Consider the following 22,687-nt stretch of genomic DNA (forward strand, 5'->3'; position numbering starts at 1 on the left):
GCTAGCGTTTGCGAGCGATCAGCACCGCCCGGCGCGGCGCCGGGTGGCCCTCCCGGGTGCGGGTGGGATCGTCCGGATCAAGAAAATCCGGCAGCGACTGAAACCGCATCCAGTCCGTGGCGCGCTGCTCCTCGGTGCTGGTCACGTCCTCGTCCACGCAGCGCACCGCCTCGAACCCGCACCGTCGCAGCCACACCGCCAGGTGCCCGGCGCTGGGCAGAAAGAACACATTGCGCATGGCGGCGTAACGGCCCTCCGGCATCAGCACGGTGCGCGCATCGCCCTCCACCACCAGGGTCTCCAGCACCAGCTCGCCGCCGGGACGCAGGGCGCCGGCCAGCTCCATCAGATGGTCCAGGGGCGAACGGCGGTGGTAGAGCACGCCCATGGAAAACACCGTGTCGAAGGCCCGCGATTCCGGGGGCAGCTCTTCCATGCGCAGCGGCGCGAACCAGAACGGCGCCGCCGGCGCGTAGCGGCGCACCGCCAGATACTGCATCAGGAACAGGGGCGTGGGATCGATACCCAGGACGGTATCGGCGCCGGCGCCGAGCATGCGCCAGCCGTGGTAGCCGCTGCCGCAGCCCACGTCCAGCACCCGGCGGCCACGCAGGTCGGAGAGATGCGGCGCCACCCGCCGCCATTTCCAGTCGGAGCGCCATTCCGTGTCGATGGTCAGGCCGAAGAACTCGAACGGCCCCTTGCGCCAGGGCATCAGTCCTTCCAGGGCGCCACGCAGGGCCTCGCGGTCGGCGCCGCCAGGGGCGCCCACGGTCAGCGTGTCCCGATCGAAGGCGCAGGGCGCCGGCCCGGCGGGCAACGCCGCCACGGCGGCGTGCCAGCGCGGCAGGTCGCCGTGGGGTTTGTGCAGCAGCCGTTCGCGGCTCAGCGCCATCACCGGCGCGGCCTGTTCGCCCAGCAGCGGCGCCAGGCCGGCGTTCATATCGTCCAGGTAGGTTTCCAGCATGGGCGCGATTATCCGCACGCCGGAAGGGCCGCGCAACACGGCGCGATTGGCCCGCATGGACCGCGCCAGTCGGGGCACACTATCGCCACTTCAATGATCGCCACATTATTCGTGCCACCGTCATTTATCCGCGCTACCGCCATGAGGACCGCCATGACCGCGACCCAGGACCAGCCCGTGACTCTCGCCCAACCCGTTACGCTCGACCAGCCCCTGACCCTGCCCTGCGGCGCCACTCTCAAGAATCGTCTGGCCAAATCGGCCATGAGCGAAACCCTGGGCACCCCCGGCAACCGGGTGACGCCGCGCCTGCCCCGGCTGTACCGCACCTGGGCCCGGGGCGGCACCGGTCTGCTGATCACTGGCAACGTGATGGTGGACCAGCGCGCCATCGGCGAACCCTGCAACGTGGTGGTGGAGGATCGCCGCGACCTGCCCCGGCTGCGTGACTGGGCCCGGGCCGGCAAGGAAACCGGCGCCGCCATCTGGGTGCAGATCAACCACCCGGGCAAGCAGGCGCCGGCGGCGCTCAACCGCCGCTCCGTGTCGCCCTCCGCTCTGCCCTTCGAGGACCCGGGCCTGAAGCGCTTTTTCCACACGCCGGAAGCGCTCAGCGAAGAACAGATCCGCGACATCGTGCGCCGCTTCGGCGAGACCGCCGCGATCATGAAGGAAGCCGGCTTCGACGGCGTGCAGATCCACGGCGCCCACGGCTATCTGGTCAGTCAGTTTCTGTCGCCGCGCCACAACCGCCGCGAGGACGGCTACGGCGGCAGCGCGGAAAAGCGCCGGCGCTTCGTGCTGGAAGTCTACGACGAGATGCGCGCGCGGGTGGGCGACGATTTCCCCGTGTCCATCAAACTGAACTCGGCGGACTTCCAGAAAGGCGGTTTCAGCGAGGAGGAGTCCATGGCGGTGGTGGAAGCCCTGGCCGCCCGTGGCATCGATCTGATCGAGATTTCCGGCGGCACCTATGAGGCGCCGCGCATGGCCGGTGCGGGCGTGCGCGAGTCCACCCGTCGCCGCGAGGCGTACTTTCTGGAGTACGCGGAACGGGTGCGCCAGCGGGTGGACGTGCCGTTGATGGTGACCGGCGGCTTCCGGTCCCGGGACGGCATGGCGCGGGCCCTGGCGGACGGCGCCACCGATCTGATCGGCCTGGCCCGGCCGCTGGCGGTGGACCCGGCGTGGAGCGCCCGGCTGCTGGCCGGCGAGGACGTGACCAGCCCGGTGGCGCCGATCCGCACCGGCATCCGCGCGGTGGACAACGCCGCCATGATGGAAGTGTCCTGGTACACCTTGCAGCTGGCGCGCATCGCCCGGGGCAAGGCACCGCTCGAGAACGCCGGCGGCCTCAGTTCGCTGCTGAAAATCGCCGGCACCCTGGGCTGGCGTCGTCTCAGAATGGGCCGCCTGCGCGCCTAGGGCGTGCCGCTCAGGTATTGGTGAAGAGCGGCCTGCATGGCGCTCAGGGTCAGCGGCTTGATCAGTTGCCCGTCCATGCCCACCTCCTTGATACGGCGGGCGTACTCGGGCATGACATGGGCGCTGAGCGCCAGGATCACCGCCGGTTGCCAGCCGTGTTCCCGCTCCAGGGCGCGCATCCGGCGGGCGCTTTCGAAACCGTCCATCACCGGCATGTCCAGATCCATCAGCACCAGCCGGTAGGCGCCGCCGCCCTCGGCGAAGTGGTCCAGCGCCTGACGACCGTCGTCGCCGAGCACCGGGCCGGGCACGCCGAGCCGCTCCAGATAGCCCCGCGTCACCATCTGGTTCACCGGGTTGTCCTCCGCCACCAGCACACGCAGGCCGCTGCGCGCCGCCTCCGGCTCGCGCTGGGCGATCAACGGCACCCGCCCGGGGCCGCTGTCGCTGAGCAGTTGCTGCAGTTCGGCCACGGTGAGCACCGCCCGCCGCACCAGGGTGATGTCGTCGCGCATCACCACCTCACCGCTTTCGCGCATGCCGCACAGCAGTACCGGGCGGAAGCCGGCGCTGCGCCGGCGCGCCGGCGCCAGCCCCTGGTCCAGCAGCACCCCGTCGGTGACACCGTGCACCAGCAGATGGCTGACCGGGGCGTTCGCCAGCGCCTCGCGCACCGCCGCCAGACCGGTGACCACGGTGACATGGGAGAAGCGCTCGTCATCGGCCAGCAGCGTCTTGAGATTGCCGACCTGATCCCACACCAGCGCCGGTTCGCGGCCGGCGTCGGGCATCGGCACCGGCGAAGTCTCCACCGGCAGCGCCAGGCTGAATTGAAAGCGGGCGCCCTGCCCCGGGGCGCTGCGCAGCTGGATCTCGCCGCCCATCAGCCGCACCAGTTCCTGACTGATCGACAGGCCCAGGCCGGTGCCGCCGAAGCGCCGCGCCACCGACGCCGACGCCTGGCTGAAATGCTGGAACAGGCGACGCTGCTCCTCCTTGCTCATGCCCAGGCCACTGTCCTCCACGGCGAAGGTGAGCATCGCCCGGCCCTCGTCCAGGGGCTGGCAACGGGCGCTGACCCGCACCCAACCGTGGCGGGTGAACTTGACCGCGTTGGAAATCAGATTGGTGAGAATCTGACGCAGCCGTGGCGCGTCGCCGCGCACCGCCGCCGGCAGGTCCGGCGCCACGTCCACCAGCACCAGGTCGCCATTGTCGCTGGCCGGCAGGCTGAACATGTGGGCGCAGTCGATCACCACCGCCGCCGGGTCGAAGCTGTCGATTTCCAGTTCCAGTTTGCCGGCTTCCAGCTTGGAGTAATCGAGCACGTCGTTGACCAGCGTATTGAGGGTGCGGCCGGCGTTCTCGATCAGGCCGATGTAATCCTGCTGGCGGGGCGAGGGGTTGGTTTCGCGCAGCAGTTCCGCCAGCCCCAGCACGCCGTTGAGCGGGGTACGGATTTCGTGGCTCATGCGCGCCAGAAACTGGCTCTTGGCGCGCACTTCCGCGCGCCCGCGAATGGCGCGGCCGGCCACGTGCAGGAACATCAGGCTGGCGGTGAGCACGCCCAGATACAGCAACAGCAGGCCGCCCATCATCCAGAGGGTCTCGGTATCACTGTTTTCCCGGGCCCGGGTCACCAGCCGCGCGGCCAGATCCACCAGGGTTTCATCAAAGCCGTTGAGCGCGGCGTGGCGGGCGCCGCTTTCCGCCACCACGTCCTGCCAGGACACCGCCACCGGCACCGGCCGGATCAGGTTGGCGTCGGCCCACATCAGGTAGTCCGCCAGCTCCGCGCGCAGCCCCCGCCAGCGCTCGCGAAGGGCGTCGTCGCCGGCCCGCGCGGCCAGGGTCTGCACCTGCCCTTCCACCAGCAGCAGCCGTTCGCCCAGCCGCGCCACCGCCCGCGTCAGGCGGTCGCGGTCCTCCTCGCCGACCATCCCGTCGCCCACCGCCGCGTACAGTCCCACGGCGCGGATCACGCCCAGTTCCCGGCGCAGTTCGTGCACGCCGGTGAGCGTCAGCGACAGGGCTTCATTGGGGCGCGGGCGGGTGCGGGCGGCCAGGTCGGCCATATAAAGCACCGCCGCCAGGGTGTCGTAAAGCCGCTCGTTGACCTGCTCGACGCTGTCGAAGGCGGCGCCGGTGCCGTCCAGCGCCAGCGGCGGCCGCCACTCGCGCCAGTCCCGACGCAGCGCCCGGGCCTGATCCTGCAGGCCGGGCACCGGCCGCGCGCTGACCACGTCCAGAAAGGCGCTCAAGCGCAGGTCGGTGAGGTCGCGGGCGCCCTGCCAACGCTCCCGCAGGGGCGGCAGCGGCCAGCGCCCCACCACCGGGGAAAAGTCGCGCACCCGCTCCAGCGGCGCGATCGCCGCCATGCCGGTGCGGAACATCTGAATGTCCTCGGCCATGGCCAGATAATGGGAGCGCTGATCCCAGCGATGCTGGAACACCAGCGTCGCCACCACCAGAAAGGGCAAGGTGACCAGACTCACCAGCAACAGGATGGCCGGGTATTTTTTTCGTTCCGCCACGTGTCTCCCCCTGGGTCCGTCTGCCGGGCGGGGCGTGCCAAGGCCTTTCCGGCACTTTATCATGGCCGGGTCCCTGAACCGCATACGCGGTTTTTTGGGTTGCCAGGGAGAGTGATGTTGCCGAAAGCCGGACCGAAATCCGTTATCCCGTCGCTAATGGCGGTGCTGCTGCCGGCGCTGCTGGCCGGCTGCCAGACACCGGCCCCGCGCGGCCTGCCCGACCTGCGCGCCGGCGGCACCCTGCCCCGGGCGGTGAGCGCGCCACCGGCACGGCTGGAGGGTTACCGGGCACCGGCCACGCTGGCCGGGCTGGACGGCGACGGCACCGTCAGCCGGCCCGGCGACGACGGCTGGCGGCAGTGGCGGTTCGCCGACGCCGACACCCGCCTGCGGGTGACGCTGTATGGCTTGCCCGGCGGCTGGCAGGATCTCAGCGACACCCGCATCGTCAGCGGCCATTACGGTCAGCTCCGCCAGCAACGCGTCAATCGGGTCTACAACAGTACCGACCAGTCGATCCGCTTCGTCGGCGAACGCCTGTTCGATCTGGAAGGGCACGTTACCGCCAGCGGCGCCTGGCTGATCAACCGGGCGGACCGCCGGCCGCTCTACGAAACCCTGCTGCTGACCAGCGGCCCGGGGCATTTCATCCGGCTGGAAGCGGCGTCCCGGAACCGGGACACCACCGCGCTATTGCGGCTGAGTAAACGGGCGCTGGCGGAGTTGCGCGCCTATCAGGGCAGGGCCACCGCCAGCAGCAAGGGCAGCGTCACGAAGGAAAGCAGCGTGGAGAACACCACCATGGCGGCCACTTCCTCGGGCCCCTGACGGTAGGTCTGCGCCAGCAGATAGTTGAACACCGCCACCGGCATGGTGGACTGGATCAGAATCACCCCGCGCAGCACGCCCTCCACCCCGGCCAGTTCGCAGACCAGCCAGGCGGCGGCGAACCCCAGCACCAGCCGCAGCACCGAGAAGGCGGCGCCGGGCCCGGCATGGCGCACCCGCAGCTGGGAAAGCGACACGCCCAAGGTGATCAGCATCAGCGGGATGGTCAGGTCGCCGATCAGCGCCACACTGTTGAACAGCCACTCCGGCAGGCGCACGCGGAACAGCACCATGGCCACGGCGATCACCACCGACACCAGAATCGGATGCCGGAACAGCTTCCAGGACAGGCCCTGGCCGCTGACCACCGCCAGCCCGAACGAGAACTGCACCACCGAGGTCAGCATCATCCAGGCCAACCCCAGGGCCAGGCCGTGGTCGCCGAACGCCAGCATCGACAGCGGCAGGCCCATATTGCCGGTGTTGGGGAACATCATCGACGGCAGGAACACGCGCAGGGGACGACCGGACAGCCGCAGCGCCAGCCAGGCCACCAGCCCGGTGACCGTGAGCACCGCCAGAAAAAGACCGGTGACCCGCGCCAGCGCGGCCAGGTCCAGATCGCTCTTGCCCAGGGTGGCGACGATCAGGCAGGGCGTGGCCACGGTGGTCACCAGGGCGGTGACCATGCGCATGTCGAAGGGCCGGCCGCTGCGGCCCCAGAAAAAGCCGATGCCGGCGCAGGCCAGCACCGGCGCCATCACCGCCCAGATTTTTACCAGCATGCTACTATCTCCGCCCCGGCGCGCCCGGCGTCGCCGGCCCGCCCCATCGAGCGGCGTAGTGTGAGGAGACCGCCCCATCATGTCCATCGGCGATTTCGCCCCGATCCGCCCCGCGCGCCTGCATTGGCAGGACCGTACCCCGGTGGCCACCGACTACGACGACCCCTACTTTTCCCGCCAGGACGGCCGCGCCGAAAGCCACTATGTGTTTCTCGACGGCAACCGGCTGCCGGAGCGCTTCGCGGCCCTCTCCGACGGCGACCTGTTCGTGATCGGCGAGACCGGCTTCGGCACCGGCCTGAACATGCTGCTGGCCGCCGACCTGTTCCTGGCCCGGGCGCCGGCGGGGGCGCGGCTGGACCTGTTCTCGGTGGAGAAACACCCGCTCACCGCCGACGACCTGGCGCGGGCTCTGGCCGCCTGGCCGGCGCCCCAGGGTGAATCCCGATGGACCGCGCTGTGCGACGCCCTGCGCGACCAATACCCGCCGGCATCGCCGGGCTGCCACCGGCTGTGGCTGGCGGACAACGTCAGCCTGACCCTGATGCTGGGCGAGGCGGAGCCGCTGTGGCGGCTGTGCCCGGCCCGGGTGGACGCCTGGTTTCTGGACGGCTTCGCCCCGGCCCGCAACGCCGACATGTGGCAGCCGGCCCTGTTCCGGCAACTGGCGGCGCACAGCCGGCCCGGCGCCACCCTCGCCACCTTCACCGCCGCCGGCGCCGTGCGCCGGGGCCTGCAAGAGGCCGGCTTCCAGGTGCGCCGGATCGACGGCTTCGGCCATAAACGGCACATGGTGGTGGGCGAGCGGGCCGACGAATCAGCCGACCGGCCCTGGCGGCCCGCCCGGTTGCGACGGGGCACCGCCCTGGTGGCCGGGGCCGGGCTGGCCGGCGCCACCAGCGCCCGGGCCCTGGCGGAGCGCGGCTGGCGGGTGACGGTGCTGGACCCGGCGGGCATCGCCCGGGGCGCCTCCGGCAACCGCGCCGGCGTGGTCTACAGCACGCCCAGCCCGCACCTCACCGCCCAGAACCGCTTCTATCAGCTGAGCTACGGCCACGCCCTGCGCTGGCTGCGCCGACACCGCTTCCCGGGCGACGGCCAGGGTGCGCTGAACGGTGTGGTCCAGCATTACGTGGACGACCGCCAGCGCGACAAGATCCGCGCCGCCGCCGACAGCGGTGCCTGGCCGGACGCCCTGCTGATGGCCGGCGAACACAGCGCCGAACTGCGCGGCGGCGGCTATCTGCACCCGCCGGCCTGGTGCGCCGCCCTGCTCGACCACCCGGCCATTACCGTGGAACACCGTGGCTTACGCGAGCTGCGCCCCGGTGCCCCCGCCGTGGCGCAACTCGACGATCACAGTGAGCGGACCGCCGATGCCATCGTCATCGCCACCGCCGGCGCCGCCCGCGAGCTGACGGTGGCGGATCGCGGGCTGGGCGACCTGCCGCTCAAGCTGATTCGTGGCCAGGTCAGCTATTGCCTGGCCACCGCCGCCAGCGCCGCCTGGACCCGGGCCCGCTGCCACGGCGGCTACCTGACGCCGGCCCTGGACGGGCTGCACTGCGTGGGCGCCACCTTTGATCTGCACGACGCGGACCCGGCGCCCCGGGACCACGACGACCGGGCCAACCTGGCCCAGCTGCGCCAGTATCTGCCGGACCGCTGGGAGGAACTGGGCGGCGCGGCCATCGAGGTGGTCGAGCGGCGCGTGGGCTTCCGCTGCCAGAGCACCGACTTTCTGCCCCTGACCGGGCCCTTGCCGGACCCGGACGGGGACGGTTCCACCGCCCTGCCCGGGCTGTGGCTGAACATCGCCCACGGCAGCCGCGGCCTCACCGGCACGCCGCTGTGCGCGGAGATCCTGGCCGACCGCATCAGCGACGCGCCGCCGCCGGCGGACGGGCCATTGCTGGACGCGCTGGATGCGGGAAGATTCTTGAGAAGGAAAAAGAAGAAGTTGAAAGTTAAAACTTAAACCCAAGAGGCTGCCGCATGTTCCCGATCACCGCCCTTTACGCCGCTCTGTGCGGTCTGTTGATTCTCGCCCTGTCCTTTAACGTGGTGCGCTATCGCTTTGGCCGGGGCGTGTCCCTGGGCGACGGCGGCGACGTGCACATCAACCGGGCGGTGCGCGCCCATGGCAACGCGGTGGAGTACGTGCCGCTGGCGCTGATCCTGATCGGGCTGCTGGAAGGCAATAACGGCAACGCCTGGGCGCTGCATCTGTACGGGCTGTTGCTGGTGCTGGGGCGCCTGGCCCATGCCTGGGGCATGGTCGGCCCGGGCAGCGAGGTGAACAGCTTCCGCAAGGTGGGGATCATCGCCACCTGGACGGTGCTGCTGGCGGCCAGCGTGCATCTGCTGGTGATCGTGGGGCTGTATCGCGGCTAAAGGCCGGCTTCGCGGAGCTGCTCGCGGTTGAAAATGGACACGGTTTCGGTGGCGTCGTCGAACACCACCGCCGCGTCGCCCCGTTTCAGCTGGGCGCGCACCTGTTCCACCTTGGTGGCGGTGGCGATTTCCTGTTCGCCGTAGTCGGTGCCGTCGCGGGTCACGAATTCCTCGATCAGATTATCGAGGGCGTCGGCGGGAATCTCCTGCCAGGGAACAATCATCGTTTGCCCTTAAACACGTCGGAGGTTAAACAAGGTTGCCTTCGCGGGACCACTCGCAGCGTACCCGCAACGGGTCGTCGGAGGGTTCGTGGTAATCGTCGGCGCAGTCCCAGTGAAAGGTGTGGGTGCCGGCCAGTTCCGTGTCCAGGTGCACCACCGCGCTGACCCAGTACATCTGCTTGAGCAGCCGCTCGAACTTGGCGATCCAGTGGGCCCATTCGTATTCCACCGCCCGGTAGGACTGGCCGAAGTGGATCACCTGGGTCTGGTAGCCGCCACCGCCGGGATCGGCGGAAAAGGCGAACATGTCCTGGCCCAGAAACGGCGACTCGTCCGCCTCCGGCAACGCGCGTACCGCGCGGCGGTTGTGGAAACAACTGGCCTTGCGCTGCCGCTCGTCGCCGAACGGCAGGTGTTTGATGCAGCCGTAGACAATCGACTCGTTATCCAAACTGGCTCCTGACAGCGGCAAGCTACAAGCTACAAGCAAAGACCGCTTTAAGCTTGCCGCTTGCGACCGTTTCAATCATCGACCGCAACGTTCCATCTGCACCGCATAACGGCTGGCCATGTCCTGGGCGCGGCGCGCCGAGCGCTGCATGTAGGGGCGGCTTTTCCAGACGCCGCGGGCGTAGCCGCCGTGGCCGGCGTAGTAGGCCAGATAGAGATGATAGGCGTCGTTGAGGGCGATGCCGTTGCGCACGTGGCTCTGGTAATGGTACCAGCCGACAAAGTCCACGGCGTCGCCGAAGTCGTCCCGCTTGGCACCGCCGTGACCGGTTTCACGCTGGTACCAGGCCCAGGTGCCGTCCAGCGCCTGGGGGTAGCCGTAGGCACTGGAGGGCCGCTTCCAGGGAATGAAGCCGAGCAGTTTGGTGCGCGGCGGTTTGGCGTGGGCCTGGTAGCCGGATTCCTTGTAGATGGTGGCCATCAGAATCGCCACCGGCACGCCGTATTCCTTCTCGCTGCGTTTGGCGGCCTTGTACCAGTTGTTGAACCAGCCGCCCTTCTGATCGAACACCGCGCAGACGTCATCGATGTGGGTGGGGGTGGTGGCGCAGCCGCCGAGCAGCAGCAGCGTGAACGTCACAATCAGCACGCGCATGGAGGGACCTCGAGAATCCGGCTTGGCGACATGGTACCGGGCGCGGCGGCGGGCCGCCATCCTGGCCGGTCACGGCAAGGCAATGCCGTGGCCGGCCAGGAAATGCACGAAGGCGTCCTCGTCCATCACCTCGACGCCCAGCTTCTCCGCTTTTTCCAGCTTGGAGCCGGCGGCCTCCCCGGCCACCACCCGGGCGGTGTTCTTGGAGACGCTGCCGGCCACCTTGGCGCCCAGGCTTTCCAAGCGTTCCTTGGCCTCGCCCCGGGTCAGCCGGCTCAGGGTGCCGGTGAGCACCCAGGTCTGGCCGTCCAGGGGACGCTCATCGCCGCCACTGGCGGGGGCCCGCGCCGCCAGGGCGGCGGCCTGTTGCTCCGCCTCGCGCAGGCGCTCCCTCCAGTGGTCGTCGTTCAATCCCTCGGCCAGCTTTTCCAGGGTGCCGGCGCGGGCGCCGCTGTCGTCCTCACCGCGCTCCACCGCCGCCAGCAGCGCGTCCAGGGTGCGGTAATGGCGCCCCAGAGCGTCCAGGCTTTTGTCGCCCAGGCCGCTGAGCGGCATGCCCAGACTCTTGGCGCCGCGCAGCAAAGCACCCAGGGTCAGCGTGTCCACGAAGCGCCGGGAGGGGGTGCCGGCGGACTGCGGTTCCAGGCCGGCGGCGAGCAGGTCGTCGATGACCTTTTCGTTGTGGTCCTCGGCGAAGAAGGCGGCGATCGCCTTGGCCACCTCCCGCCCCACATCCGGCACCTGCAGGAACAACAGCAGCGGCGCCCGGCGGATGCTGTCCAGATCGCCGAAGCAGTCCGCCAGGGCCTTGGCGGTCTCCTCGCCGATCTGCAGGATGCCCAGGGCGAACAGCACCCGGTTGAGGCTGGTGCGCTTGGAGCCTTCCAGGGCCTTCATCAGATTGTCGGCGGACTTTTCGCCCATCCGTTCCAGGCCGGCCACGTCCTCGGCCTTGAGGCGGTAAAGGTCGGCCACGTTGTCCACCAGCCCCTGGTCCACCAGGGCATCCACCAGCTTGTCGCCGAGGCCCTCGATGTCCATGGCCCGGCGCGAGGCGAAGTGCTTGATGGCTTCACGGCGCTGGGCGCCGCAGATCAGACCGCCGGTGCAGCGCGCCACCACGCCGTCATCGGCGCGCAGGATTTCGCTGCCGCACACCGGGCATTCCCCGGGCAGATGGATTTCCCGGGCGTTCTTGGGGCGCCGCTCGGGCAAGGCGCGCACCACCTTGGGAATCACGTCGCCGGCCCGGTACACCACCACGGTGTCGCCAATGCGGATATCGAGCCGGCCGATCTCGTCGATGTTGTGCAGGGTGGCGTTGCTGACGGTGACCCCGCCCACCTGCACCGGCTCCAGCTTGGCCACCGGCGTCAGGGCGCCGGTGCGGCCCACCTGCCAGTCCACGTCGTTGAGCACGGTGAGCTCTTCCTGGGCGGGAAACTTGTGGGCGATGGCCCAGCGCGGCGCGCGGCTGACAAAGCCCAGATCGCGCTGCCAGTCGAGCCGGTCCACCTTGTAGACCACGCCATCGATGTCGTAGTCGAGCCGGTCACGGCGCTCAAGGATAGCGTGGTAGAAGCTCAGCAGCGCCTCCAGGCCCCGGCACGGTTTCACCTCGCGATTGACGCGCAGATTCAGATCGCGCAGACGGTCGAGCATGCCGGAATGGGTGTCCGGCCAGTCCTCGCCTTCCAGCCGCGCCACCGAATAGGCGTAGAACTCCAGGGGGCGGTCGCGGGTGATGCGCGGGTCCAGTTGCCGCAGGCTGCCGGCGGCGGCGTTGCGCGGGTTGGCGAACACTTTCTGCTCGGCTTCCTGCTGGCGGCGGTTGAGCTGCTCAAAGCCGGAGTGCGGCATCACCACCTCGCCGCGCACTTCCAGCAGGGCCGGCGGATGGTTGCCGCGCAGACGCAGCGGCACCGATTTGATGGTGCGCACATTGGCGGTGATGTCCTCGCCGGTTTCGCCGTCGCCCCGGGTGGCGCCGCGCACCAGTTCGCCGTTTTCGTAGACCAGCGACACCGCCAGGCCGTCCAGCTTGGGTTCGGCCACGTAGTCGATGGGCCCTTTCACATCCAGGCGCTCGCGCACCCGCTGATCGAAGTCGCGCAACTCCTCATCGCTGAAGGCGTTGCCGAGACTGAGCATGGGCACCGCGTGGCGCACTTCGTCGAAAGCGTCCAGGGGCGCGTCACCGACCCGCTGGGTGGGGGAGTCGGCGGTCACCAGCTCCGGATGCTGCTCTTCCAGTTCCTGCAGGCGCCGGTAGGCACGGTCGTATTCCGCGTCCGGCACCGCCGGGTCGTCCAGGGTGTAATAGCGGTAGGACCAGTCATTGAGGGTGGCGCGCAGTTGGCGGATTTCGTCGGCCGGGGCCGGGGTTTTCGAGGTCACAGTGTTCGCATTCCGCTGCTGGGGTAAGGCTTCAAGCTGCAGGCCACAAGCCACAAGCGAAACATCGGCCGGCGACGGCGTCTTGCTTGCGGCTTTTCGCCTGTCGCGGGCGATTCGGCGCCGCGTCAGGCGCCGTGAGAGACGCGCTGGCGGCGTTCGAATTCCTGCACGCGCTGGCGCAAATGTTCCATGGTTTGCGGGGTGAGCACGCTGTGCTGCTCATCCTTGAGGTCGCCGTTCAGCTCATCCGCCATGCGGCGGCCGACGCTGAGCATGCGGTCCAGGGCACCCAGCGGTTCACCGGGGCCAGGCAGCTTCATAAAGAAGGTGATGCCGGCGAATTGCTCTTCTTCCATGGTGTCGATGTCGAAGGTGCCCGGCTCCACCGCGTTGGCCACGGAGAACTCCAGGCGCTCCTGGCCGGCGGTTTCCCGGTGCCGGTGGAAAATGTGCATGTCACCGTAGCGCAGGCCGCTCTCCAGCAGCAGGCGCAGCATGGCCTGGCCGTCGAAGCGGTCCGGGCGGCGCGCGATCAGGTGGAACACGATCACTTCCAGGGGCGCGCTTTCCTGGGCCGGGGCGCGGGGCTTTTTGGCACGGGCCGGTTCGGCGGTGTGGGTCGCTTCCGCGGCGCGCGGCGGTTCCGGGCGGGGCGGCGCCGGCGGCCGTTCGTCGTGCTCCGGCTCCGGCAGGCTTTCTTCCCGGGGCGGCGGTGTCAGGGGTTCGCGTACCCGGGGCGCCGGGGCCTCTTCCTGTTCCGGGTCTGCCTCGTCGGCGCCGAACAGGCTCTGCTGCTCGGCGCGGCGAGCGGCGCTGACCCGGGCCGGGTCCGCATCGGCGTCCCGGGCGTCGTCCGGGTCCATCATCATCGGCGGATCGACGGCGTCGTCGTCCACCCGGCCCATGTCGAAGCCGCCGGGCTGGTCGAACTCGGACGGGTGTTCGTCCCGGCGACGCACCCGGGGCTTGCCCAGATCGGTGGGATAGTCGTCCTCGTTGTCCGGTTCCCGGTGTTTGCCGTGCTCCTTGCCGAAGCGGCGGTCGATGCGCATGCGCAGGCGGCCGTGCCGCTCGCGGATCATGCGCCGCACGCCGTCGGCAAGGATCAGCAGGATCAGGATAACCAGAATGCCGATCAGTGTTTCCAGATTCAGGCCCATGTTGCCTCTTCCTTAGCTTGGCTCGCGTCGCCCAGATTCATTGGATCAGGTTCATTGATCGCCCGGATCACATGGCCGCCATTTCGGCGGCTTCGTCCACGTCCACGGACACCAGACGGGATACACCCGGCTCGTGCATGGTCACGCCCATCAGGGTGTGGGCCATTTCCATGGCGATCTTGTTGTGCGTGATGTAGATAAACTGTACCCGCTCCGCCATTTCCGACACCAGATTACAGAACCGTCCCACGTTGGCGTCGTCAAGAGGCGCGTCCACCTCATCCAACAGACAGAACGGCGCCGGGTTCAGTTCGAAAATACTGAACACCAGGGACAGCGCCGTGAGCGCCTTCTCACCGCCGGACAGCAGGTGGATGGTGCTGTTGCGCTTGCCCGGCGGGCGCGCCATGATCGCCACGCCGGTGTCCAGCAGGTCCTCGCCGGTCAGTTCCAGGTAGGCGTGGCCGCCGCCGAACACCTTCGGGAACAGCTCCTGGAGCCCCTTGTTGATGCGGTCGAAGTATTCCTTGAAGCGGGTGCGGGTCTCCCGGTCGATCTTGCGGATGGCGTTTTCCAGGGTCTTGAGCGCGTCTTCCAGATCGTCGTTCTGCTGATCCAGATACTGTTTGCGCTCGGACTGCTGCTGGTATTCGTCGATGGCGGCCAGGTTGATCTGGCCCAGGCGCGCGATGCGCTGGCCGATCTGTTCCAGCTCGTCGGACCAGTGCCGCTCCTCGGCCTCCTCGGGCAGATTGCGCAGCACCGTCTCAAGATCGAAATGGCCCTCATCCAGCTGCTCGGCCACGGTCTGCCGGCGGGTGGTGAGGTCCTGCCACTGCATGCGCTTGTTGTTGATGGCGTCGCGCACTTCCTGGGCCTGGCGCTCGTGCTGGCCGCGCCGGCCTTCCAGGTCGCGCATCTTGTGTTCCACGTCCTCCAGCTGGCGGCGCGCCTCGGCCAGGTGCTGCTCGGACTCCAGACGCTGCTCCAGTTTTTCTTCCAGCTGTTCCTGCAGTTCGCGGGCCGGGTCCTCGTCGCCGCCGGCCTGCTGCTCCAGCTGCGCCTTGCGCTCGCTCAGGGTGGCCACCTGGGATTCCAGCCGCGCCAGGTTCTGGCGCAGGGATTCCGCCTGGGTGCGGGCGCCCTGGGCGTCCATCGCCAGCTGGTGGCTGCGGTCGCGGTGCTGGCGCGCCTGCTGGCGGGCGTCGTCCAGCCGCGCGCGGGTTTCGTCGCGGCGCGACAGCAGCGCCTCGCGCTCGCCGGAGTCCTGCTCCATGGCGTCCAGGGCTTCCTGGAGCACGGCGCGGGCCTCCTTGATCTGATTCTGCTCCTGGTCGAGCTGGCCGCGGGCTTCGTCCATCTCTTTATTGAGACGCTCGCGGCGCATGGTGATCTGCTCCAGGCGCACCTGGCGGGCGCTGACCTGGGCGTTCACCTCGCCCAGCTCCCGGTTCAGGCGGCTGGCCTGGCGCTGCACTTCCTCGCGCTCTTCCTCCAGCTCGGCGATGCGCTCGCGTGCCTCTTCCAGGCCGGCCTTGAGTTCGTCCACCCGGGCCTGGCCGGTGTCGATGCGGCCCGCCAGGGCTTCCAGCTCCCGGCGCCGCTCCAGAATGCCGGCTTCCTGGTCCTGCTCGCGCACCACCTTCAGCCAGTCGGCGCCCAGCCAGATGCCGTCGCGGGTGACCACGGATTCCCCCGGCGCCAGACGCGCGCGCAGGGCCAGGGCGGCGGGCAGGTCCTCGGCGGCGTGCACGCCGGCCAGGAGGCCCTCGGGGACTTCACCGCGCACCTGGGCGCGCAGCAAGCTGCCGTCCGCGGCGCCGGCGTCGGCGCCGGCCTGCACCAGGGTGACGCGACCGTGGGTCAGGTCGTCCAGCCAGTCGCCGACCCGCTCCAGGCCGTCGATGGCCACCGCCTGCAGGGCGTCGCCGAGCACCGCTTCCACGGCTTTCTCCCAGCCTTCCGCCACCTGCAGCCGATCCGCCAGGCGCGGCCGCTGATCCAGGGCGTGGCGTTCCAGCCAGTCGCTGACCGCGCCGTCGTCGCCCATGGCCGCTTTCTGCAGCGCTTCCAGGGAGGTGTGGCGGTTCTTGTCGGTCTGCAGCCGGTCGCGGGCCTCATCCAGCTCGCGGCCGCGCTCGCCGTTTTCCCGACGCATCTGGTTGATGCGGTCCTGCAGGCTTTCCGCGCGCAGCTCGCTCTCTTCGCGCTGCTCCTGGTACTCCGCCACCTGCTCCTCGAGCTGGCGCATCTCCTGGGCCAGCGGGCCGGCGTCCAGGGACTCCTGCTCCTTGGCCAGCCGCTCCAGACGGTCGCCCAGCCGCTCGATGGATTTCTCCAGGTGCTGGATGCGCGACTGCTCCACCTCCGCCTGGCGGCGTGACTCGCCGGCCTTGTTGTTGAACCCTTCCCAGGCCTGCTGCCAGTCCTGCATGGCGTCCTCGGCCAGGGCCAGGGTCTCGGCGGCGGCTTCCTCACGCTCGCGGGCCATATCCAGGTCCGGCTCCAGGCCGGCCAGGTTGTCGTCCAGCTCCGCCAGCTTGTCCGCGTCGGTGCGCTGGTGCTGGTCGGCCTCTTTCCAGCTGGCGGTGACCTGCTCCAGCTCTTCGTACAACTGCTGACGGCGCTCGCGCTGATGCTGGATGCTCTGCTCCAGCCGCGCCACCTCGGCGCCCAGGGCGTAGTAGCGCTGCTGCACCTGATTGAAGTTTTCCTGCACGTCGTTGTGGCTCTCGCGCAGATGTTCGATCTCCGCGTCGGCATGGCGCTGCTCGGCGATGCGCGCCTCCAGGGCCACTTCCAGCTCGGCGATGATCTGATCGAGCTGGCGCACCTGCTGATCCAGGCCGCGCCAGCGCAGCGCCTTGAGCTGGGCGCTCTTCTGGCGCTCCTCTTCCTTATATTGCTTGTACTTTTCGGCGGCGGCGGCCTGGCGGCTGAGGCGCTCCAGCTGGCGCTCCAGCTCCTCGCGAATGTCGGTGAGGCGCTCCAGGTTCTCCCGGGTGCGGCGCATGCGATTCTCGGTCTCGCGGCGGCGCGCCTTGTATTTGGAAATGCCCGCCGCTTCCTCGATGTAGACCCGCAGCTCCTCGGGCTTGGCCTCGATCAGCCGGGAGATCATGCCCTGCTCGATGATCGCGTAGCTGCGCGGCCCCAGGCCGGTGCCCAGGAAGATGTCGGCGATGTCCTTGCGGCGGCACTTGGTGCCGTTCAGGAAGTAGTTGGACTGGCCGTCCCGGGTCACCTGGCGCTTCACCGAGATCTCGTTGAACTTGCCGTACTCGCCGGTGACGGTGGCGTCGGAATTGTCGAACACCAGTTCGATGGAGGCCTGGGCCACCGGCTTGCGGGCGTTGGAGCCGTTGAAGATCACGTCGGCCATGGACTCGCCGCGCAGGTGCTTGGCGGAGGACTCCCCCATCACCCAGCGCACCGCGTCGATGATGTTGGACTTGCCGCAGCCGTTGGGCCCGACCACGGCGGTCAGGTTGTCCGGAAACAACGCCGCGGTGGGATCCACGAACGACTTGAAGCCGGCCAGCTTGATGGTTTTCAGTCTCATAGCGTGCGTATCGCGGCCGCAACCGCTCCAGAACAGGGCCAGGGGTCCCGCCTGGCTGCGGGACCGTAAGCAGAGCTTAAGCCGCCTAGTCTAGCGACAAGCGGGGCCGAATTCACCCGGCGCGGCGCCACTTTCCGTGTGTTTGCCGTAACCAACCCACCCCGGGGTCGGACCACGCTAACCGACTGATATCAATGAAAATATTGAAAAATATCGCATCCGAATGGATGCTTGGAGTACCTTTTGCGCCCCCAAAAGAGGCCGCTAGCGAGCCAATGCTCCTCATCCGGTTCTGCTTAGAGCCCTCTTTTGACCCCGAAAACCGGCTCATGGCCCTCCGTATTGGCTTTTGGTGGCCTTAAGGGAACCGGAAATCAAGCGGTTAGCGTGGTCCGACCCCGGGTGTGAGTGTGAGCACACCTATCCAACGGGGTAAAGAGACATATCGCTGCGCTATTCCGAAAAACGGATACCCAGCCAATAGTGTCCGTAAGGTTTCGCCGACGTGGCCGAACATCTTGATGTGTCCAAGTACAAATCCACCGGCAATTTTTGAGCGTGGGCGGACAACGCTGTTGAATACCTCGCCTGTGCGGTACTGCCCGGATTACCATCCGACCACCAGGAAAGCGTCATCACATCGGAGGGGCCGGTTTGTCCACTACTCCACGTCGGCGCACAGGTCAGTGCCGAATCATCCACGTCCGACGGAGACGCCTTGAATTTCACTTGCAGAACGGAATTTGTGCCGTCATGGAAAGTGCCTACGGAAACGATTTCGGCGTTGTTGATGAACCAGCCTCTCTCTGCGTAGCAGTTAGATGCAAAAGCAAGAAGCGGTATCAAAACCCAGCATGAAGCCCTTACTTTTAGATATCTCATTTTTTCCCCCTTAAATAATTCGACAGCACCATGAAGCTCAAATACGTCGACGCAGCCAGCTCAATTAACACCACCAAACACCACATCCAATTTGCAACCGAAGGCTCCCTTATTCCCCTCTATAAACCAGCCAACAAGGGCGCGCCTTTAAAATAATTTACTTAAGCCACCCCCCAAAAAACTTATAGCCATCCGAACAGGCTTGCCGCCTCACACAGACAGGGGATCTCGGCCGAGGGCAAACCACACCAGTCGACGGATTTCAATGAAAACACTATAAAGCAACCCAAAAAATGGAGCTTAAGGCACCTTTGGACTCCTCAAAAAAGGCCGCTAGCGAACCAATGCTCCTCAACTGGTTCTATTTAGAGCCCTATTTTCACCACGAAAACCGGCTCATAGCCCTACGCATTGGCCTGCTGCGACCTCAAGGGGGCCGTAAATCAATCGGTTAGCGTGGTCCGACCCCAGGTGTATTGGCACCCCAATAATTTTCTTAAAATACACCCTGACCAAAAAAAATTATGGGCCGCAAAAGCTTGTCGCTTCACCCAGACAACCCAAAACCAATCGTCTGCCCTTCCCGGAGCCGATCTGCCAAGTCACCCCAGGCATTCTCCGCAAAAGTCATGCGGCGGCATTTATTTTGCAAATTCAAAAACCAAAAATATATCGTTTAAGAATCGTCACTTCTACTTTTCAGGCTTTCCGAAATTTCCTTTAAGAAATTCTCATCCCAGTGCGTCCGCCCCGCATCAGCCGAAAACCTATAAATTCCAGATTTAATTTCATCTCTTATTATTCGCACTTTATCATTATTAATTTTATAATTTAAAAACTCCCCCAAAGCCATGGGGTCAAAATATTTATCCTCATCATAAACAAATGCATCAATCATAAGGCCTATCTCGTAAGGCGAAAGATCATCAAAACTCTTGCCTGGGATTTTTATTATCTCTACGAACCCAAGCATTTTAAAGATCTTAAAAAACTTCCCACGCATACCCCCCCCTATTTCCCATAACCCTTGAGGGGACGCCCAATATCCTTTTTATATAATTGCTTAATGCCAATTCTGAATTGCGCACCTCCCCCGTGTTTACCAAACCCCATCCTATATGGCCCATGGTTGAAATAGCCATTTCTGGCGGCACCAAAGGCCCTATCCCCAAAAACAGGGCCCGCAGGGCCCAAGAAGCGGCCCAGCAGAGGAATAGAGGTAACCGGATATAAACTAATTGAAACATTAAAAATTCCGTCTATATAAGAGCTCATACCCCGCATAAATACCCAATCCTGGAAAGGACTAGGCACTTCAATCCCCGCCGCCATCATTGACAACACTTCATCTGATGAATAGTAGGAACCGAATGCTTGCAGTGCAGCAGAACTTCGCGGAGCTCCCGGAGGGGCGGGATAATCCATATGTGCCGCCCGGTTGAACAGATACCCTACAGCCCCAGCAGCTGCGCCAACGGCGAACTTTCCTCCGGTTAGTCCGGAAGCCGCACCACCAATGAAGGCCGCAGCAACGGTCCCGCCTGCCTTGCTGTTTGGAGCTATATGTTCTCCTATATACCCCCCTAACATCCCCTCGGCAAGGCCACCGGCAAAACCAGACTGCACATCAGCGCCACTAACCGCGGCAAAGAATGCTCCTCTAGCGCCATGCATCATGCCTTTACCTACAAAATCAGCCTTAACATCCCCGATATATCCCGCCACCTTGGCATTAGAGTATGACAATGCACTGGATCTTGCTCCCGCCTTGAGCGCATCCGATATCGACCCACCATTAGCATAGGTAATACTGGAAGATATTGCGCCCTGGGCAGCCGCCGTACAGCCGGCCGCCGCTGGACCCGTAAAGGAGCATCCCACAACTACAACGACACTCAGCACCTCTCCTGCGTACTTATTACGTGCAGCAAAACGCGCCAGCTCCCTGCTACCATAACGAAACGCAGCTTCCACACCCCCAGTGGCAAAATTCAGCAGCTCTTTCTCATACTTTTTGCGGAACTTGCGCCACTTATCCGTGACGTTCTTACTCCACCATGAGTAACCGGTGGGATCCGTGTAGCTCATCGGGTTGTTCAGGACGTAGCTGTAACGGTTATAGCTTTCCGTGTTTTGCAGCCCTTTCACCACCGGGTCCGCGCTCATAAACCGACCCAGAGTGGGATCATAGATACGTCCACCCATATGGATGACACCGACCTGGTCCAGCATCTCGTGGCCGGTGAAGCCTTTGCCCGTGGTGTTTTCGTCACGTTCCAGGTCGAACCAATCCAGATCTGACAGGCTAGCCCAGTCGAGACCTTGTCTCGGGCGGCCCCAAGGGTCGTACTGGAAGCGCTCGTTGACGCCACCGAGCTGGTTGGCGACCGCGACGATGGAGCCCAGGGCATCCGAGAACAGGTATTCATCCTTAAGCGTGGATGTGTCGTCGTTCTCCAGTGAAACAACCACCCCGCCGGGCAAGGACCAGCGCTCCTTCACAGTCGTGGCGGCGGCTTTGGAGATCGTCAGTGTTTCGTACGATCCAATGGAGGTTTTATTGATGGACTGATTGGACGCCGTGCTCACCTTACGCAGGATTTCTCGCGAGGGCCCATAGACAAACTGCACCTGGGCATCCGGCGTGCTAATAGAAACCGGCTTATTGAACGACGTATAGGAAATGGTTTTGTTGCCGCCGGTGAGCATATTGCCGCCGGCGTCATAGCAGTATTGTTCGTTCCGTGCCCCGGTTACCTGCGTTACAGCATTCGGGCCCGGGGTATAGATTTCACCCTGGTACTCACAAGTCTCCTGGTAGGTATAGCTGCCCGCGTCATTCCGAGCGGTGAGGTTGCCTGCGATGTCGTATTGAGCCGTTTGCTCGAAGGACACGTCCGGATTGGTGGGATTATCGACGCTGGCCCGGATCAGTCGATCCAGGTCGTCGTACTCGAAGGTTTCTTCAATGGCCACATTTTGCGCGGTATTTGTCTGGGACCGCTGCAGCAGGTTGCCATTGGCATCGTAAGTGTAGGTCTCATCCTGAATGCTCCAGGAAGGCGCCAGCGCCATCTTGGAACGAATCTGCGAGACCATGCCGGTGGCCTCGTTGTAGGCCGCCTGATTCTCGATCATTCCGTTGGCGAAGCGTCGCTGGGTGACGTCGCCACGCGCATTCTGAGCCAATATCCGCCAGTAGTAATCCGAGGATCCCGCTTTGCCAAGCTCCGTCAGGAAACCCAGATTGTTATACCGGTACTCCACACTGATGCTTGGACCCTGGTCGCGATGCGTGGGCGTCATGGAGGCAACTTTGCCGGTATCGGCGTCGTATTGCTGAGTGCTTACGTAGTCGGTTTGTGCATAGCGGGTTTCGGTGCGGACTACACGGCCCAGACTGTCGTAGAAAGGCTCCTGCGTGTAACCGGCGGAGCTTTGAACAGACGCAAGGCGCCCTAAGCCCTTGTCGAAAGCATCATAGCTCCAGGAGGTATCGGCAAGCTGGCCCTGACAGCCGTTTAGTGCCGAGGTCAGCGACTGCGCCCAATCCGACGACGACAAATAGTCGTCGGTGCGCGCCACCTGACGGCCAAGAACGTCATAGCTGAAGCAAACGCGCCGACCCGAGCCATTCTCCTGCAAGACCAACTGATCATAGCCATCGTAGGCGTATCGCCATGTACCGATATTGGGGTCGCTGGACAACACCTTACGACCGAGCAAATCGTATTGGTTCACCAGCTCCACGCCACCCGGCAATAACGCCTTGGTCAACTGTCACCCCGGGGTCGGACCGCGCTAACTGTCTGATACCAATGAAAATATTGAAAAATATCGCGTTCAATTAGTGCTTAAGACTTTTTTTTGTTCTCAAAAGCGGCTCCTAACGAGCCAGTCGTCGGGCTCAAACACCTCGAGAAACCGCCTCATAGGCCTCAAACTGGCTTGGCGTTGCCCCACCTTATCTGTGCAACCACTCATGAAAGTGCGCCAACGAAAAAAAACAGGAAAACAACCACAGCAAGGCTTGATACCTTAAATATATTAAAATAACGACATATTAACAAACGATCGTCTTCAGGGGCTTTTTTGTAAAACTCACTTTCAACACCCAGCGACATCAAACAGATACACCAATAAACCTCAGAAAACCTCAACCCACTGCGCGACCGCCTCACCACATAAACGATATTAATAAAATTGACAACAAGCCAACCAATTATAATTAAGACCACCAAGACCGCACAAAAGCCATTCAACTTCACACTCCTCATAGCCCGCAGACCGAACCCACCAAAATCTCGGGTCGGACCATCCCAACTTTTTGATTTACCAATGACTATCATTCCATAAGGCACAAAATCTAGGGCTAAACGAGCATTTTGGCCGACAAAATGGATGGCTAACACCTACGCCAAACC

The 22,687-nt window shown here is 65.1% G+C and carries 16 protein-coding genes; 4 read left to right on the forward strand and 12 right to left on the reverse strand.

Annotation, left to right across the window (positions count from 1 at the left end; translation table 11 throughout):
* Nucleotide 1: 1 nt before the first annotated feature.
* On the reverse strand, nucleotides 2-967 hold the full coding sequence (gene cmoB / locus ACLD0W_RS11795; RefSeq protein ID WP_410307678.1) for a tRNA 5-methoxyuridine(34)/uridine 5-oxyacetic acid(34) synthase CmoB: 966 nt from the start codon (nucleotides 965-967) through the stop codon (nucleotides 2-4).
* Nucleotides 968-1,120: 153 nt separating this feature from the next.
* Here cmoB and ACLD0W_RS11800 point away from each other — a divergent pair, with 153 nt between their 5' ends.
* Nucleotides 1,121-2,392, forward strand: coding sequence for an NADH:flavin oxidoreductase/NADH oxidase family protein (locus ACLD0W_RS11800; RefSeq protein WP_410307679.1), 1,272 nt, complete (start codon nucleotides 1,121-1,123; stop codon nucleotides 2,390-2,392).
* Here the strand turns inward: ACLD0W_RS11800 and ACLD0W_RS11805 are convergent.
* Nucleotides 2,389-4,926 (reverse strand): ATP-binding protein, encoded by a 2,538-nt coding sequence (locus ACLD0W_RS11805; RefSeq protein ID WP_410307680.1) that lies wholly within the window; start codon nucleotides 4,924-4,926, stop codon nucleotides 2,389-2,391. The genes ACLD0W_RS11800 and ACLD0W_RS11805 overlap by 4 nt on opposite strands.
* A gap of 114 nt (nucleotides 4,927-5,040) precedes the next feature.
* Here ACLD0W_RS11805 and ACLD0W_RS11810 point away from each other — a divergent pair, with 114 nt between their 5' ends.
* Entirely contained in the window at nucleotides 5,041-5,754 is a 714-nt protein-coding gene (locus tag ACLD0W_RS11810) for a hypothetical protein (protein WP_410307681.1), read from the forward strand.
* On the opposite strand, the gene ACLD0W_RS11815 is transcribed toward ACLD0W_RS11810, so the two are convergent.
* Nucleotides 5,661-6,539 (reverse strand): AEC family transporter, encoded by an 879-nt coding sequence (locus ACLD0W_RS11815; RefSeq protein ID WP_410307682.1) that lies wholly within the window; start codon nucleotides 6,537-6,539, stop codon nucleotides 5,661-5,663. The genes ACLD0W_RS11810 and ACLD0W_RS11815 overlap by 94 nt on opposite strands.
* A 79-nt stretch (nucleotides 6,540-6,618) precedes the next feature.
* Here ACLD0W_RS11815 and mnmC point away from each other — a divergent pair, with 79 nt between their 5' ends.
* A complete protein-coding gene (gene mnmC, locus ACLD0W_RS11820; RefSeq protein WP_410307683.1) occupies nucleotides 6,619-8,517 on the forward strand; it encodes a bifunctional tRNA (5-methylaminomethyl-2-thiouridine)(34)-methyltransferase MnmD/FAD-dependent 5-carboxymethylaminomethyl-2-thiouridine(34) oxidoreductase MnmC in 1,899 nt (632 codons plus the stop codon).
* A 17-nt stretch (nucleotides 8,518-8,534) separates the two neighbouring features.
* Entirely contained in the window at nucleotides 8,535-8,933 is a 399-nt protein-coding gene (locus tag ACLD0W_RS11825) for an MAPEG family protein (protein ID WP_410307684.1), read from the forward strand.
* On the opposite strand, the gene ACLD0W_RS11830 is transcribed toward ACLD0W_RS11825, so the two are convergent.
* The 9 genes from ACLD0W_RS11830 to ACLD0W_RS11870 all read right to left on the reverse strand — a co-directional run bounded on the left by ACLD0W_RS11830 (nucleotide 8,930) and on the right by ACLD0W_RS11870 (nucleotide 22,675).
* Nucleotides 8,930-9,157 carry a YheU family protein gene (locus tag ACLD0W_RS11830; protein WP_410307685.1) on the reverse strand — a complete coding sequence of 76 codons (228 nt, stop codon included), beginning with the start codon at nucleotides 9,155-9,157 and terminating at the stop codon, nucleotides 8,930-8,932. The genes ACLD0W_RS11825 and ACLD0W_RS11830 overlap by 4 nt on opposite strands.
* Before the next feature lie 25 nt (nucleotides 9,158-9,182).
* Entirely contained in the window at nucleotides 9,183-9,608 is a 426-nt protein-coding gene (locus ACLD0W_RS11835; RefSeq protein WP_204430597.1) for a hypothetical protein, read from the reverse strand.
* A 75-nt stretch (nucleotides 9,609-9,683) separates the two neighbouring features.
* On the reverse strand, nucleotides 9,684-10,262 hold the full coding sequence (locus tag ACLD0W_RS11840) for a hypothetical protein (RefSeq protein ID WP_410307686.1): 579 nt from the start codon (nucleotides 10,260-10,262) through the stop codon (nucleotides 9,684-9,686).
* Nucleotides 10,263-10,331: 69 nt separating this feature from the next.
* A complete protein-coding gene (gene ligA / locus ACLD0W_RS11845) occupies nucleotides 10,332-12,659 on the reverse strand; it encodes an NAD-dependent DNA ligase LigA (RefSeq protein WP_410307687.1) in 2,328 nt (775 codons plus the stop codon).
* 125 nt (nucleotides 12,660-12,784) lie between these two features.
* Nucleotides 12,785-13,819 (reverse strand): cell division protein ZipA, encoded by a 1,035-nt coding sequence (gene zipA / locus ACLD0W_RS11850; RefSeq protein ID WP_410307688.1) that lies wholly within the window; start codon nucleotides 13,817-13,819, stop codon nucleotides 12,785-12,787.
* Between the two features lie 67 nt (nucleotides 13,820-13,886).
* Nucleotides 13,887-17,381 carry a chromosome segregation protein SMC gene (gene smc / locus ACLD0W_RS11855; protein ID WP_410307689.1) on the reverse strand — a complete coding sequence of 1,165 codons (3,495 nt, stop codon included), beginning with the start codon at nucleotides 17,379-17,381 and terminating at the stop codon, nucleotides 13,887-13,889.
* Nucleotides 17,382-18,939: 1,558 nt separating this feature from the next.
* The gene (locus ACLD0W_RS11860; RefSeq protein ID WP_410307690.1) at nucleotides 18,940-19,266 is read right to left on the reverse strand and encodes a hypothetical protein; all 327 of its coding nucleotides are present in this window, start codon (nucleotides 19,264-19,266) and stop codon (nucleotides 18,940-18,942) included.
* A gap of 8 nt (nucleotides 19,267-19,274) precedes the next feature.
* Nucleotides 19,275-22,040, reverse strand: coding sequence for an RHS repeat-associated core domain-containing protein (locus ACLD0W_RS11865; RefSeq protein ID WP_410307691.1), 2,766 nt, complete (start codon nucleotides 22,038-22,040; stop codon nucleotides 19,275-19,277).
* A 203-nt stretch (nucleotides 22,041-22,243) separates the two neighbouring features.
* Complete coding sequence (locus ACLD0W_RS11870) at nucleotides 22,244-22,675, reverse strand: hypothetical protein (protein ID WP_410307692.1); 432 nt, start codon at nucleotides 22,673-22,675, stop codon at nucleotides 22,244-22,246.
* Between the last annotated feature and the right edge of the window lie 12 nt (nucleotides 22,676-22,687).

Source organism: Alloalcanivorax sp. C16-1, from assembly GCF_046507805.1.
Lineage (GTDB): Bacteria > Pseudomonadota > Gammaproteobacteria > Pseudomonadales > Alcanivoracaceae > Alloalcanivorax.

Bases quoted from the DNA above. Each gene is read 5' to 3' on its own strand.
- cmoB (WP_410307678.1), bottom strand. From the start codon at position 967: ATGCTGGAAACCTACCTGGACGATATGAACGCCGGCCTGGCGCCGCTG.
- ACLD0W_RS11800 (WP_410307679.1), top strand. From the start codon at position 1,121: ATGACCGCGACCCAGGACCAGCCCGTGACTCTCGCCCAACCCGTTACG.
- ACLD0W_RS11810 (WP_410307681.1), top strand. From the start codon at position 5,041: ATGTTGCCGAAAGCCGGACCGAAATCCGTTATCCCGTCGCTAATGGCG.
- ACLD0W_RS11815 (WP_410307682.1), bottom strand. From the start codon at position 6,539: ATGCTGGTAAAAATCTGGGCGGTGATGGCGCCGGTGCTGGCCTGCGCC.
- mnmC (WP_410307683.1), top strand. From the start codon at position 6,619: ATGTCCATCGGCGATTTCGCCCCGATCCGCCCCGCGCGCCTGCATTGG.
- ACLD0W_RS11825 (WP_410307684.1), top strand. From the start codon at position 8,535: ATGTTCCCGATCACCGCCCTTTACGCCGCTCTGTGCGGTCTGTTGATT.
- ACLD0W_RS11830 (WP_410307685.1), bottom strand. From the start codon at position 9,157: ATGATTGTTCCCTGGCAGGAGATTCCCGCCGACGCCCTCGATAATCTG.
- ACLD0W_RS11840 (WP_410307686.1), bottom strand. From the start codon at position 10,262: ATGCGCGTGCTGATTGTGACGTTCACGCTGCTGCTGCTCGGCGGCTGC.
- zipA (WP_410307688.1), bottom strand. From the start codon at position 13,819: ATGGGCCTGAATCTGGAAACACTGATCGGCATTCTGGTTATCCTGATC.
- smc (WP_410307689.1), bottom strand. From the start codon at position 17,381: ATGAGACTGAAAACCATCAAGCTGGCCGGCTTCAAGTCGTTCGTGGAT.
- ACLD0W_RS11860 (WP_410307690.1), bottom strand. From the start codon at position 19,266: ATGCGTGGGAAGTTTTTTAAGATCTTTAAAATGCTTGGGTTCGTAGAG.